The sequence below is a fragment of the Micromonospora sp. ATA51 genome (assembly GCF_016802855.1).
In the GTDB taxonomy this organism is placed as follows: Bacteria; Actinomycetota; Actinomycetes; order Mycobacteriales; family Micromonosporaceae; genus Micromonospora; species Micromonospora sicca.
In genome coordinates, this window is record NZ_JAEVHJ010000180.1 from 1 (window position 1) to 13,438 (window position 13,438).

12 protein-coding genes and 2 pseudogenes are annotated in these 13,438 nt (G+C 72.6%); 11 read left to right on the forward strand and 3 right to left on the reverse strand.

The annotated features are described in order from the left end of the window. A pseudogene (locus tag JNW87_RS24135) lies at nucleotides 1–221 on the reverse strand (hypothetical protein); the annotation flags it as partial. 151 nt (nucleotides 222–372) lie between these two features. Here JNW87_RS24135 and JNW87_RS24140 point away from each other — a divergent pair. The 8 genes and pseudogenes from JNW87_RS24140 (at nucleotide 373) to JNW87_RS24175 (ending at nucleotide 10,112) form a co-directional block, all read left to right on the forward strand. Next, nucleotides 373–1,191, forward strand: coding sequence for a TMEM175 family protein (locus JNW87_RS24140; protein WP_109802079.1), 819 nt, complete (start codon nucleotides 373–375; stop codon nucleotides 1,189–1,191). Beyond that, nucleotides 1,130–3,121 carry a TIGR03960 family B12-binding radical SAM protein gene (locus JNW87_RS24145; protein ID WP_238454444.1) on the forward strand — a complete coding sequence of 664 codons (1,992 nt, stop codon included), beginning with the start codon at nucleotides 1,130–1,132 and terminating at the stop codon, nucleotides 3,119–3,121. Before JNW87_RS24140 ends, JNW87_RS24145 begins: the two co-directional genes overlap by 62 nt. 137 nt (nucleotides 3,122–3,258) lie before the next feature. After that, nucleotides 3,259–3,954: a TIGR03936 family radical SAM-associated protein gene (locus JNW87_RS24150; RefSeq protein WP_236647918.1), complete on the forward strand. Its 696-nt coding sequence runs from the start codon at nucleotides 3,259–3,261 to the stop codon at nucleotides 3,952–3,954. A gap of 132 nt (nucleotides 3,955–4,086) precedes the next feature. After that, a pseudogene (locus JNW87_RS24155) lies at nucleotides 4,087–7,062 on the forward strand (Rne/Rng family ribonuclease). Between the two features lie 375 nt (nucleotides 7,063–7,437). After that, nucleotides 7,438–7,752 carry a 50S ribosomal protein L21 gene (gene rplU / locus JNW87_RS24160; RefSeq protein ID WP_067312477.1) on the forward strand — a complete coding sequence of 105 codons (315 nt, stop codon included), beginning with the start codon at nucleotides 7,438–7,440 and terminating at the stop codon, nucleotides 7,750–7,752. Between the two features lie 11 nt (nucleotides 7,753–7,763). Further along, nucleotides 7,764–8,018, forward strand: coding sequence for a 50S ribosomal protein L27 (gene rpmA, locus JNW87_RS24165; RefSeq protein ID WP_109802075.1), 255 nt, complete (start codon nucleotides 7,764–7,766; stop codon nucleotides 8,016–8,018). Between the two features lie 89 nt (nucleotides 8,019–8,107). After that, on the forward strand, nucleotides 8,108–9,592 hold the full coding sequence (obgE, locus tag JNW87_RS24170; RefSeq protein ID WP_238454445.1) for a GTPase ObgE: 1,485 nt from the start codon (nucleotides 8,108–8,110) through the stop codon (nucleotides 9,590–9,592). 70 nt (nucleotides 9,593–9,662) lie between these two features. Then, nucleotides 9,663–10,112, forward strand: coding sequence for a GNAT family N-acetyltransferase (locus JNW87_RS24175; RefSeq protein WP_109802073.1), 450 nt, complete (start codon nucleotides 9,663–9,665; stop codon nucleotides 10,110–10,112). Nucleotides 10,113–10,140: 28 nt separating this feature from the next. On the opposite strand, the gene JNW87_RS24180 is transcribed toward JNW87_RS24175, so the two are convergent. Both JNW87_RS24180 and JNW87_RS24185 read right to left on the reverse strand, forming a co-directional pair. Continuing rightward, nucleotides 10,141–10,800: a DUF6766 family protein gene (locus tag JNW87_RS24180; RefSeq protein WP_109802072.1), complete on the reverse strand. Its 660-nt coding sequence runs from the start codon at nucleotides 10,798–10,800 to the stop codon at nucleotides 10,141–10,143. 124 nt (nucleotides 10,801–10,924) lie between these two features. Next, on the reverse strand, nucleotides 10,925–11,407 hold the full coding sequence (locus tag JNW87_RS24185) for a DUF4383 domain-containing protein (RefSeq protein ID WP_109802071.1): 483 nt from the start codon (nucleotides 11,405–11,407) through the stop codon (nucleotides 10,925–10,927). 197 nt (nucleotides 11,408–11,604) lie between these two features. Between JNW87_RS24185 and JNW87_RS24190 the strand changes: the two genes are divergently transcribed. The 3 genes from JNW87_RS24190 to JNW87_RS24200 all read left to right on the forward strand — a co-directional run. Further along, nucleotides 11,605–12,399, forward strand: a complete 795-nt coding sequence (locus JNW87_RS24190; RefSeq protein ID WP_109802070.1) for a hypothetical protein — start codon at nucleotides 11,605–11,607, stop codon at nucleotides 12,397–12,399. A 31-nt stretch (nucleotides 12,400–12,430) separates the two neighbouring features. Next, complete coding sequence (locus tag JNW87_RS24195; RefSeq protein WP_109802069.1) at nucleotides 12,431–12,898, forward strand: phage holin family protein; 468 nt, start codon at nucleotides 12,431–12,433, stop codon at nucleotides 12,896–12,898. After that, nucleotides 12,895–13,438: DUF3618 domain-containing protein (locus JNW87_RS24200; protein WP_238454446.1), on the forward strand; the 544-nt coding region annotated here is incomplete at its 3' end. The genes JNW87_RS24195 and JNW87_RS24200, both read left to right, overlap by 4 nt.

Consider the following 13,438-nt stretch of genomic DNA (forward strand, 5'->3'; position numbering starts at 1 on the left):
TCGTCGGTGGCGGGCCCGGCGTCGCCGTCGGCCGCGGACTCGGCGGGCGCGGCCGGCTTCTCGTCGTCCGCCGCCCGGGTGTCGTCGGTCCCGGCGGCGTCGGCGCCCGTGGGCGGCCCGGCGGACGGTGGTACGGGCTCGTGGGTGACCGCCGGATCCCGGTCCGTGACCAGGTTGCCCCCGTCGGCCGGCCGGTCTGCTCCCGGCTGCGGCTCCGGCATCGCGGCAATCTCCTCTCGCGCCGGTTGCGAGGTTAGTACCGGAGTGCCACCGCCGCCCAACCCGCCCGCCGCCGGGCCGGGCGGCCGGGTCGACCGGCGGCCCGGCGCGCGCCACCGGCGGTGTCCGGAGGAGGACGCCTAGTCTCGGCGCATGTCCGCATCGGGCGAGGCCGCCGGCACGCCGCCGGTCAGCGACATCGGCAGGCTGACCGGGTTCAGCGACGGGGTCTTCGCCATCGTCATCACCCTGCTGGTGATCGAGCTCCGGGTGCCCGCCCACCGGCCGGGGGAACTGCTCGCCGGCCTGGTCGAGGAGGCCCCGGCGTACGTCGCCTTCCTGCTCTCCTTCGGCTACGTCGGGGTGATCTGGCTCAACCACCACATGCTGCTGCGGCTGGTCCGGGGCACCACGCTCGGCCTGAACTGGATCAACCTCTGGCTGTTGCTCGGCGTGGTGGTCATCCCGTTCCCGACCGCAGTGCTCGCCGCCGCCTTCGCCCACGACGGGAACGACCACGACCGGCGGGTGGCCGTGCTGCTCTACGCGCTGGCCGCGGCGGCGATGTCCGCACCCCTGGCTCGCCTTCTTCAGTTACCTGCGCCGGCATCCGGCGCTGCTGGGGGAGGGAATCTCCGTGGCGCACGTCGCCGCCCAGCGGGCCCGCCCGGTCACCGGGATGGCGCTCTACCTGCTCAGCGGCGCGCTGGGTTGGTTCGTCAGCCCGGTGCTCGGAGTGATCGGCATCGTGGTCATGATCGCCTATCACGCGCTGACCAGCGAGGGCGTCCGCCGGGGTCGGCCGCGCCGCCGCTGACCGCCGGCGGTCCGGTTCCTCCCGCCTTGGGCGACCGGGCCGGCGGGCGGTGCGGCGCGGTGCCCGGCGGACGGGCGCGTACCCTTGGGCTTCATGAGCGTCCCGTCCACGACGCCGCGCCCCGCCGCGGCCAACTCCGTCTGGCCCCAGCTTGAGCCGCTGCTGCCCCAGGTGACCAAGCCCATCCAGTACGTCGGTGGGGAGCTGGGTGCGGTGGTCAAGGACTGGGACGCGGCGGTCGTCCGCTGGGCGCTGATGTATCCCGACGCGTACGAGGTGGGCCTGCCAAACCAGGGCGTGCAGATCCTCTACGAGGTGCTCAACGAGCTGCCCGACGTGCTCGCCGAGCGGACGTACGCGGTCTGGCCGGACCTGGAGAAGCTGATGCGCGCCCACGGCGTGCCGCAGTTCACCGTCGACGCACACCGCGCGGTACGCGACTTCGACGTGTTCGGCGTCTCGTTCTCCACCGAGCTGGGCTACACCAACCTGCTCACCGCGATCGACCTGGCCGGCATCCCGATGCTGGCTGCCGACCGCACCGACGCCGACCCGGTGATCGTGGCCGGCGGGCACGCCGCGTTCAACCCGGAGCCGATCGCCGACTTCGTCGACGCCGCCGTGCTCGGCGACGGCGAGGAGGCGGTCCTGGAGATCACCACGATCGTCCGGGAGTGGAAGGCCGAGGGTTCCCCGGGTGGCCGGGACGAGCTGCTGCTGCGGCTGGCCCGCACCGAGAGCGTCTACGTGCCGCGCTTCTACGACGTCGACTACCTGCCCGACGGCCGGATCCAGCGGGTCGTGCCGAACCGGGCGGACGTGCCGTTCCGGGTGCACAAGCGCACGACGATGGACCTGGACGCCTGGCCGTACCCGAAGAAGCCCCTCGTCCCGCTCGCCGAGACGGTCCACGAGCGGTACGCGGTGGAGATCTTCCGGGGCTGCACCCGGGGCTGCCGGTTCTGCCAGGCCGGCATGATCACCCGTCCCGTGCGGGAGCGGTCGATCACCACGGTCGGGCAGATGGTGCGCGAGGGGCTGGAGTTCTCCGGCTTCTCCGAGGTCGGCCTGCTCTCGCTCTCCTCGGCCGACCACTCCGAGATCGGTGACATGTGCTCGGGCCTGGCCCAGCAGTACGAGGGCACCAACGTCTCGCTGTCGCTGCCGTCGACCCGGGTGGACGCGTTCAACATCGACCTGGCCCAGGAGCTGTCCCGCAACGGGCGGCGGACCGGCCTGACCTTCGCCCCGGAGGGCGGGTCGGAGCGGATCCGCAAGGTCATCAACAAGATGGTGTCGAAGGAAGACCTCATCCGCACCGTGGTCACCGCGTACACCAACGGCTGGCGGCAGGTGAAGCTCTACTTCATGTGCGGCCTGCCCACCGAGACCGACGAGGACGTCCTCGAGATCGCCGACATGGCGCACGAGGTCATCAAGGCCGGCCGGGCGGCCACCGGCAGCAAGGACATCCGCTGCACGGTCTCCATCGGCGGGTTCGTGCCGAAGCCGCACACCCCGTTCCAGTGGGCGGCGATGGCGCGGCCGGAGGTCATCGACCACCGGCTCAGGCTGCTCAAGCAGGCGATCAACGCCGACCGCTCGCTCGGCCGGGCGATCGGCTACCGGTACCACGACGGCGAGCCCTCGCTGATCGAGGGCCTGCTCAGCCGCGGTGACCGTCGGGTCGGCGCGGTGATCCGCAAGGTCTGGGAGAACGGCGGCCGGTTCGACGGCTGGAGCGAGCACTTCTCGTACCAGCGCTGGGTGGACGCCGCCGCCGAGGTGCTGCCGGCCTTCGGCGTGGACCTCGACTGGTACACCACGCGGGAGCGCGAGGAGTTGGAGGTCCTGCCCTGGGACCACCTCGACTCGGGTCTCGACAAGGACTGGCTCTGGCAGGACTGGCAGGACTCGCTGTCGGAGTACGAGCAGGACGACTGCCGATGGACCCCGTGCTTCGACTGCGGCGTCTGCCCGTCCATGGACACCGAGATCCAGATCGGCCCGACCGGGAAGAAGCTCCTCCCGCTGACCCCGATCGGCGGTTCCGGCCTGAAGGTCCCGTCCGGCACCCAGCAGTGACCGTCTTCCCGCAGTGACTTCATGATCAACCGGTCCTGACCCCGAGGAGCACGACGATCAGCAAGAAACCACAGCCGGAGGGCGGGCAGGCGCCCGTCGTCCAGCGCGTCCGGATCCGGTACGCCAAGCGCGGACCGCTGCGGTTCACCTCGCACCGGGACTTCGCCCGGGCCTTCGAGCGCGCCCTGCGCCGGGCCGGGGTACCGATCGCCTTCTCCCAGGGCTTCACCCCGCACCCGAAGATCTCGTACGCCAGCGCCGCGCCCACGGGCGTGGCCAGCGAGGCCGAGTACCTGGAGATCGGGCTCCGCGAGCCGGTCGACCCGGACCGGTTGCGGGCCGCCCTGGACGCCGCGCTCTCGCCGGGACTCGACGTGCTCGACGCGGTGGTGGCCGGTGGCGGCAGCCTCGCCGACCGGATCGAGGCCTCCCGCTGGCGGATCGAGCTGCCCGAGGTCGGCCCGGCGCTGGCGGAGCAGGCGGTGGCTGCCTTCCGCGCCGCCGAGGAGATCCAGGTCGAGCGGATGACCAAGCAGGGGCGACGGACCTTCGACGCGCGTTCCGCGGTCATCGGCATCGATGTCGTACCCGCGTCCGAGACGCCTTCCGGGGCACCGGCCGTACCGTGTGCGATACTCGAACTGGTCGTGCGGCAGGTCACCCCGTCCGTACGGCCCGATGACGTCCTTTCCGGCCTCCGCGTGGTGGCCGCCTTGGAGCCGCCGGTCTCCCCGAAGGTGATCCGGCTGGCGCAGGGCACGCTGACCGCGCAGGGCGAGATCGTGGATCCGTTGGATGCGGATCGCGACGGGGCAGCCATCGGTGAGCACTGACCGACGGTTGGTGTTCCAAGCAGGCAGACTTCGGCGGTCGCGCACCTCGCGCGCCCGGCGGAAACACTTTTGCGGCGACCCTGCGTGGCAGCGCTCACCCGCGCCCGGGGCAGCCAGAACTGGAGAACGTCCATGCTCGAGAACGAGCCCGAGGGCGGCGAACGGACCGGCTCACAGCCGGCCGGCGACACCGCCGACACCAGCGCCGACAGCACCGCCGAGGTCCGGCCGCCGGCCCGCAAGCGGACCAGCCGCCGCAAGGCCGCCCCGCTGAACCAGCCGGAGCAGACCGAAGCGCCGGCCGAGCGCCCACCGACGCCGGCACGACCACCGGCGAGTCGCCCCAGGCCGAGGTGTTCGCCCCGGTCGCGGGTGAGCTGGAGGCCGCCCCGAAGACCCCCCGACGCCGCCGGAAGGCGACCACCGCCAAGGCGGTCGAGGAGCCCGTGGTCGCCACCGCCGCGGAGGAAGACTCCGCGGAGGCCGTCCCGCCGGTCAAGGTGACCCGCACCCGGCGCCGGAAGGCCGTCCCGCCAGCGGCCGAGGCCGCGCCGGCCGAGCCGGAGGCCGCCGCCGAGGAGGAGGCCGCCGAGCCGGCCGAGGCCGAGGAGGAGACCTCGGTGGCGGAGAACGCCGCGGAGCCGACGCCGACCGAATCGGGTACCGCCGAGATCCCGCCGGCTGCCGAGGCCGCCACCGCGCCGCCGACCGGAGCCGAGGACCGCACCGGCGACGTCGCGCCCGGCGCGGCCGTCCCGGGCGAGCAGCCCGCAGAGCAGCCTGAGCCGCGGACCCGCCGGCGGCGGGCCGCGCTCTCCGCGCCGACGGTGCTCTTCATGGCGCCGGCAGCCGGAGGAGGCGCCGGTCGTCCGGGCCACCGCGCCGCGCCCGCAGCCGAGGAGCCGGCCGAGGAGCCCGTGGAGACCGGCCGCCGCCGTCGCGCGCTCGCCGCGAGGTGGAGCCGGTCGAGGTCGAGGTCGAGGTCGACGAGGAGCCCGCCGTCGAAGCCGAGGAGATCGGCGAGGCGGAGGACGAGGACGAGGAGTCGGCCGCGGCCCGTCGCCGTCGCCGTCGCGGACGCCGCGGCCGCGGCGCGGCAAGGGTGGCGCGGAGGACATCGAGGACGAGGAGGCCGAGGAGGCCATCCAGGCCGAGAGCGCCGAGGCCGAGGCCGAAGAGGCCGAGGAGGAGGAGGGCGAGGGCGACGGGATGACCCGCCGCCGGCGCCGCCGTCGTCGTCGGGGCGCCGGCGAGGTCGAGACCGCCGCCGAGGACGGCGTGCCCACCGTGGTCAAGATCCGCGAGCCGCGCCGGGCCGTCGACGAGGTGCAGGGCGTCTCCGGCTCGACTCGGCTGGAGGCCAAGCGGCAGCGCCGCCGGGACGGCCGGGAGCAGCGGCGTACCCGGCCGCCGATCCTGAGCGAGTCGGAGTTCCTGGCCCGCCGGGAGGCGGTCGACCGGGTGATGGCGGTCCGCCAGCGCGGCGACCGGACCCAGATCGCGGTCCTCGAGGACGGCGTGCTGGTCGAGCACTACGTCACCCGCAACTCCTCCGGCACCATGGCCGGCAACGTCTACCTCGGCAAGGTGCAGAACGTCCTGCCCAGCATGGAGGCGGCCTTCGTCGACATCGGGCGCGGCCGCAACGCCGTGCTCTACGCCGGCGAGGTCAACTGGGACACCAGCGGCCTGGAGGGTCGGGCCCGCTCCATCGAGCAGGCGCTCCGCTCCGGCGACTCGGTGCTGGTGCAGGTCACCAAGGACCCGATCGGGCACAAGGGCGCCCGGCTGACCAGCCACATCGCGCTCTCCGGCCGGCACCTGGTCTACGTGCCCCACGGCAACGCCTCCGGCATCAGCCGGAAGCTGCCGGACACCGAGCGCAAGCGGCTGCGCGACGTGCTCAAGAAGCTGGTCCCGGACGGCGCGGGCGTGATCGTGCGGACCGCCGCCGAGGGGGCGAGCGAGGACGAACTGGCCCGCGACGTCAAGCGGCTCCAGGCGCAGTGGGAGGACATCCAGGCCAAGGCGGCCGAGGGTGGCGCCCCGGTGCTGCTCTACGAGGAGCCGGACCTGGTCATCCGGGTCGTGCGGGACCTGTTCAACGAGGACTTCCGCGAGCTGGTGATCGAGGGCGAGCAGGCGTACGACGTGGTCGAGTCGTACCTGTCGCACGTCTCGCCGGACCTGGTCGCCCGGCTGCGCCGGCACGCCGGCACCACCGACGTCTTCGCCGAGTACCGGATCGACGAGCAGATCCTCAAGGGGCTCGACCGCAAGGTCTTCCTCCCCTCCGGCGGTTCGCTGGTGATCGACCGGACCGAGGCGATGACCGTCATCGACGTCAACACCGGCAAGTACACCGGCTCCGGGGGCAACCTGGAGGAGACGGTCACCCGGAACAACCTGGAGGCGGCCGAGGAGATCGTCCGCCAGCTCCGGCTACGCGACCTCGGCGGCATCGTGGTGATCGACTTCATCGACATGGTGCTGGAGTCGAACCGGGAGCTGGTGCTCCGCCGGCTCACCGAGTGCCTGGGCCGGGACCGCACCAAGCACCAGGTCACCGAGATCACCTCGCTCGGCCTGGTCCAGATGACCCGCAAGCGGATCGGCGCGGGCCTGCTGGAGGCGTTCAGCGAGACCTGCGAGTGCTGCAAGGGCCGCGGCCTGATCATCCACACCGAGCCGGTGCCGGAGAAGCCGCGTTCCGGCGGCGTGGGGGAGAAGGTCAAGGCGGTCGCCTCGGCGGTCACCACCCCCGCCGCCGAGCAGGGCACCGCCTCGTCCCGACGCCGGGCCCGCAAGTCGGCCGCGCCGGAGAAGACGGTGGCCGAGGTGACCGAGACCACCGACGCCGCCGACGCGGGGCCGCCGACGGAGCCGGACTACCACGACACGATGGGCTACGACCTGTCCCGGTACGAGTCCGAGACGGCGGCCGCCCCGGCGGTCGCCGACAGCCAGGAGGGCGAGTCGGCCCGGCTGGCCGCGGCGGACGACCCGGACGCGCTGAGCGACGGTGACACCGACGAGGAGGGCACCGAGGGCGGCACCGGCCGACGGCGCTCCCGTCGCGGCGGCACCCGCCGGCGTACCCGGCCGTGAGCCGCTGACCTGCGCGAAGTCTGACAGGGCCCCTTCCCCGGCATGAGTGTCCGGTGGGAGGGGCCCTGCCGTCTCGACGGCCCCCGGCCGGACGGCGCCACGCCCCACCGGTCACGACAGCACTGGGCGTGCCCTGCGGCACTCCCACTCCGGGCGGGCACCGGCGGCGCGGGCGTCTGCCAGGCCGCGACAGGGGCCGGCTCGACCCGACCGGCGGCCCGGTTTGGGCGGCGGCCCGGGTATGGCGTACGCTTGCCTGCGGCGCACTTTGGTGTGCCGAGTTCCCGCGTGCCCGCGCCGCCGGTGTCACTGCTACCCGGCGAGTCGCCGTGGGAACGACCGCCAGCAGCCTCAACGACAGGGAGTCCGCCTCCGATGTACGCGATCGTCAAGACCGGCGGCAAGCAGTACAAGGTCGCCGAGGGCGACGTGATCGAGGTCGAGAAGCTCACCGGTGCCCCCGGTGACGCGGTGAAGCTCACCGCGGTGCTCCTCGTCGACGGTGACGACCTGGTGACCGACGCGGCGAAGCTTGCCAAGGTCGCGGTGTCCGGCGAGATCGCCGCGCACACCAAGGGCCCGAAGATCCGGATCCACAAGTTCAAGAACAAGACCGGCTACCACAAGCGCCAGGGTCACCGCCAGCCGCTGACCCAGGTCAAGGTGACCGGCATCTCCAGCGGGAAGTAGGTCGTCCTCCAATGGCTCACAAAAAGGGTGCGTCCAGCTCGCGTAACGGTCGCGATTCCGCGGCCCAGCGGCTCGGCGTGAAGCGCTTCGGTGGTCAGGTCGTCAGCGCGGGTGAGATCCTCATCCGTCAGCGTGGCACCAAGTTCCACCCCGGTGACCTGGTCGGCCGTGGCGGCGACGACACGCTGTTCGCGCTGGCCACCGGCTCGGTCCAGTTCGGCACCAAGCGTGGTCGCAAGACCGTCAGCATCGTGCCGCAGCAGTAGTTCGAAGGCGTTGCGGGCCGCGGACCTCGGGTCCCGGCCCGCTTCGTTTTTTCTCACGCGGGGTGGACCCCGCTGGAAGGATTGGCGTCGTGACGACGTTCGTTGACCGGGTCGTCCTGCACATGCAGGCCGGCGACGGCGGGCACGGCTGTGTCTCCATCCACCGGGAGAAGTTCAAGCCCTTCGGCGGGCCTGACGGTGGCGACGGCGGGCACGGCGGCAGCGTCTCGCTGGTCGTCGACCCGCAGGTGACCACGCTGCTCGACTTCCACTTCCGTCCGCACCTGAAGGCCGAGAACGGCAAGGGTGGCGCCGGCTCGAACCGGGACGGGGCCAACGGCCACGACCTGATCATCCAGGTGCCGAACGGCACCGTGGTGCAGACCCTCGACGGCGAGGTGCTGGCCGACCTGGTCGGCGTGGGCACCACCTTCGAGGCGGCCCGGGGCGGTCGCGGCGGGCGGGGCAACGCCTCGCTGGCCAACGCCCGGCGCAAGGCCCCCGGCTTCGCCGAACTGGGCGAGCCCGGCGACCGGCTGGACGTGGTGCTGGAGCTGAAGAGCGTCGCCGACGTCGGCCTGGTCGGCTTCCCGTCGGCCGGCAAGTCCTCGCTGATCTCGGTGATCTCCGCCGCCAAGCCGAAGATCGCCGACTACCCGTTCACCACCCTGGTCCCGAACCTGGGCGTGGTCCGGGTTGACAACCACACCTTCACCGTCGCCGACGTGCCGGGTCTGATCCCGGGCGCGGCCACCGGCAAGGGCCTGGGGCTGGAGTTCCTCCGCCACGTCGAGCGCTGCGCCGTGCTGGTGCACGTGGTCGACACGGCGACGCTGGAGCCCGGCCGGGACCCGCTCGCCGACATCGACACCATCGAGGCGGAGCTGTCCGAGTACGGCGGCCTCGCCGACCGGCCCCGCCTGGTGGCGCTCAACAAGATCGACGTACCGGACGGGCGGGACCTCGCCGAGATCGTCCGGCCGGACCTGGAGGCGCGCGGTTTCCGGGTCTTCGAGGTCTCCACGGCCACCCGCGAGGGGCTCAAGGAGCTGATGTTCGCGATGGCGGAGGTGGTCGAGCAGGCCCGCCTCGCAGCGCCGCCGGCCGAGCCGACCCGGATCGTGATCCGCCCGAAGGCGGTCGACGACACCGGCTTCACCATCGAGGTGGAGGAGGACGGCTCGTTCACCGTGCGGGGAGCCCGGCCGGAGCGCTGGGTGCGGCAGACGAACTTCGACAACGACGAGGCCGTCGGCTACCTGGCCGACCGGCTGGCCCGCCTCGGCGTCGAGGAGAAGCTGGCCAAGGCCGGCGCCAACCCCGGCGACCTGGTGCGGATCGGCGACCGGGAGTTCGACTGGCAGCCGACCCTCTACGCCGGGGTGGACTTCGTCCCGGGCAACCGGGGCACCGACATCCGGCTGGAGGAGAAGTCGACCCGCGCCTCGGCGGCGGAGCGGCTGGCCGCGCGCAAGGCCCGCCGGCGGCGTCCCGAGGACGAGCTGGAGGCCGGCGGCCTGGACGCGGACCTCTCCGACGACCTGGACGACGACGACCTGGACGACAACAAATAGCTCGGCCCCGTCCGTGCTCGGGTCGTTCGCCGGAAACCTCCGCGAAATCCGCTCGGCTTAACGTGACGTGATGCTGATCGAATCCCGTCCCGCCACCGATCCCGAGATCGCCGCCCTGGTCACGGCCCAGCAGCGCGAGCTGCGGGCGGCCGACGGCGGGCTGGACGGGCAGGCGACGCTGACCCACGACGACATCCACTACCTGGCGGCGGTGGTCGGCGGCCGGGCCGTCGGCTGCGGTGGTCTCCAGGCCCTGGACGGCGACACCGGGGAGCTGAAGCGGATGTACGTCCGTCCGGCGTACCGGGGGCGGGGCATCGCCCGTCAGCTGCTGTCCGCCCTGGAGGAGCTCGCCTTCCAGCGCGGACACGCCGTGGTCTGCCTGGAGACGGGGACGTACCTGCCGGCCGCGATCGGGCTCTACACCTCCTGCGGGTACGAGCCCATCCCGGTCTACGGCGAGTACGTCGGCAACCCGTACAGCGTCTGTTTCGCCAAGCGGCTGCCCGTCGCCGCCTGACGGCGGCCGACCCGGGCGGCGGGGGCGGTCAGGCGCCGGTCTCGGCGTGCGCGGCGGTGACCGGCTTCGACTCGGGGCTGGCGTGCTGCCGCAGCACGATGCTGAGCAGGATCAGCACCCCGACGGCGAGGAACTCGCTCTGCCAGTTCTGCATCGACTGGAACCAGAAGTCGCTGGTGAAGAGGAACTGGCCGGCGCCGATCGGGGCGGCGCCACTCTCCAGCGCCTGCTCCTGGTTGTACTCCGCCACGCCGCCGAACAGGTGGCCGAGGAACGAGCCGGCGAAGATCAGCAGGAGCGCCAGGGACAGGCTGTTGCGGTAGACGGCCAGGGGGAAGCCGCCCACCCGGACCGGCCAGGGGGAGTCCGGCTTGGCCCGGCGGGCGTCGTCCTCGGGCCGGTCGGTCTGGCCCGCGGGCTTCGACTCGGCCGAGCCCTTCTGCACCAGGTACGCGGTGAGCAGCACGTAGCCCCCCATCTGGAGGAACTCCGACTCCCAGTTCTCGAAGACCGCCTCGGCGAAGTGCCCGGTGCCGAGGTACGCCCACCAGCTCAGCTGAGCCGCGCCGTACTGGCTCAGCTCCTCGTTGTGCACCCGCCAGCCGAACACGCTCTGCAACAGCAGGAAGATCAGGAACGCGCCGAGCATGGCGACCGTGAGCGCGTTCTCCCGCAACCACCGTGGCATCGCCGGGCCTCCTTGTCCGTCGGTCACTCCCCGTGGTGACTCTCCGGTGCCCCGGGCGGGGATTCGGCAAACTCCGCGCCGGGTGTGTCGGGTCACGGACCACCCGCTCGGGTGACGGCGCAGGTCAGGGGCGGTCCATCGGGGTGTCCAGCCGGCCGCCGGTGCCCACGTCGTTGGAGAGCAGCAGCCCCACCACGAGCATGCCGAAGCCGAGGAACAGGTGCAGCCAGTTGTCCGCGTCGTTGAAGGGCCAGAAGTTCGCCGCGGTCTCCAGGTCGATCCCGAAGCCGTACAGCCAGAGACCCAGGTAGGCGGCGCCGCCGCCGGCCAGGAAGAGCCGGGCCCCGGCGACCCGGCGGGCGAGCACCAGCCCGACCAGGCCGAACAGCAGGTGCAGCAGGTTGTGCAGGACCGACACCTGGAACAGGCCGAGCAGTTTCGCCTCCGAGTGGTGCCCGGCGAAGGCCAGGTCACCGTAGTGCGTGGTGACCCCGGGGACGAACCCGAGCACGCCGATCAGGACGAAGACGGCGGCCACCGCGGCGGCGACCGGCTGGATCCGGGGCTTCGGGCCGGCCGGGGCGCGTCCGCGCACGTCACGTGCCATCGCTGTCACCTCCGTGGATCACCCGCCGCCCGGAACCGGACGACCCTCCATTGTGTGACCGCGACCAGGCGCCTCCGCAGAGAAATGACGAATCAGGCATGGACCCGACGACTAGGGGTAGGTCAATGGTCACGCCGACAAACGTCGGCGCGACCCCCCGACACGACCGCTATGACCATCCGAGCGGAAGGGTAATCATGACTTACGATCTTTCCCCCACGTCCTCCACCTACGGGCAGGAGTCGCACAACGGCGGTGGCGTCCGTGACCAGGCCCGCCAGGTCGGCTCGGAGGCGGCGAACGCGGGCGGCGCCGTCGCGGAGACCGCCAAGGAGCAGGGCAAGGAGGTGGTGGGCGAGGCGAAGCGCCAGGCCCGCAACCTCTACGGCGAGGCCCGCAACCAGGTCGCCGCCCAGACCAGCCAGCAGCAGCAGCGCGCCGCCGGCAGCCTCCGCTCGCTGGCCGAGGAGATGCGCTCGATGGCGCAGAACAGCGGCCAGTCCGGCCCGGTGACCGAGCTGGCCCACCAGGCCGCCGACCGGGTGCACGGCGTGGCCGGCTGGCTGGAGCAGCGCGAGCCGGGCGACATTCTGCACGAGGTGAAGAGCTACGCCCGCCGCAACCCGGGCACCTTCCTCGTCGGCGCCGCCGTCCTCGGCGTCCTCGCCGGCCGGCTGACCAAGAACATCGCCGCCACCGGCGACGACGACCCGGCCCGCCGGGCGTACGGCCCGGGCTACGACCCGGACCGGACCGCGGTCATCCCGACCTCGCGCGCGGTGCCGGAGGCCGTGCCGCCGGGCGGCTACCTCGACCCGACCCCGGGCAGCTACGCCGACCCACAGACCGGCTACGCCGAGCCGGGCGGCTACACCGACCCGACCCGCGGCGGCTACGCCGAGCCGCAGACCGGCACCGGCCGGCCGCTGCCGCCGGTGAGCCAGACCGACCCGCTGCCGGGCGTGCCGTCGAGCGGCGTCACCCGTCCGTGAGCGGCCGATCCGTCAGAAGGGAGGCGACGGCATGAGCATGCCGACGCAGGGGTCCGGACTGGACTCCGGTTACCACGCGGAGACGGGCGCCCCGCACACCGCGGACGAGGTCCGGGGCAGCTCCCTCGGTGAGCTGATGCGTTCCGTCACCACCGACCTCTCCACGCTGATCCGGCAGGAGGTCGAGCTGGCCAAGGCGGAGATCCGCCAGGAGGGCAGGAAGGCGGGCAAGGCCGCCGGGCTCTTCGGCGGCGCCGGCTTCGGCGGTTACATGGTGGCGCTCTTCCTCTCGATCGCGCTCTGGGCCGGGCTGTCCAACGTGATGGACGCCGGCTGGGCCGGGCTGATCGTGGCCGTCATCTGGGCGGTCATCGCCGCGGTCCTCTACTCCATGGCCAAGAAGAACGCCGAGCGGATTCGCGGCCTCAAGCAGACCAACGACAGCGTGCAGCGCATCCCCGACGCGCTCAAGCCGCACCCGGAGGGAGTCACCAGATGAGCACTGACCCCGACCAGATCCGCCGAGAGATCGAGGCCACCCGTAACAGCCTCAGCTCCGACGTGGACGCGCTGGCGTACAAGGTCAGCCCGAGCCGCATCGTCGACGACCGCAAGCAGCGGGCGCGCAACGCGCTCCAGAATGGGAGGGACAAGGTCATGGGAACCGCCTCGGACTACGGCCACAGCACCGGTCACGCCGCCGACTCGGTGGCCCACCACGCCTCCTCGGCGGCCTCCACCGTCAGCGACAAGACGCACGCCGCCGCCTCCACCGTCGGGGACGCCGCCCAGCGGGCCCCGCACGTGCTGCGGGAGAAGTCCGAGGGCAACCCGCTGGCCGCCGGCCTGATCGCGTTCGGCGCCGGCATGCTGGTCTCCTCGCTGATCCCGGCCAGCCGCCGCGAGCAGCAGGTGGCGGCGCAGGTCAAGGAGAAGGCCGGTGACTGGGCAAAGGGTGTCATCCGCTGGAACATCGCCCTGGATCAGAACAACGGACCGACCAACGGCGGCTGCCCGACCTGCCGCGGCGTCGTGACGG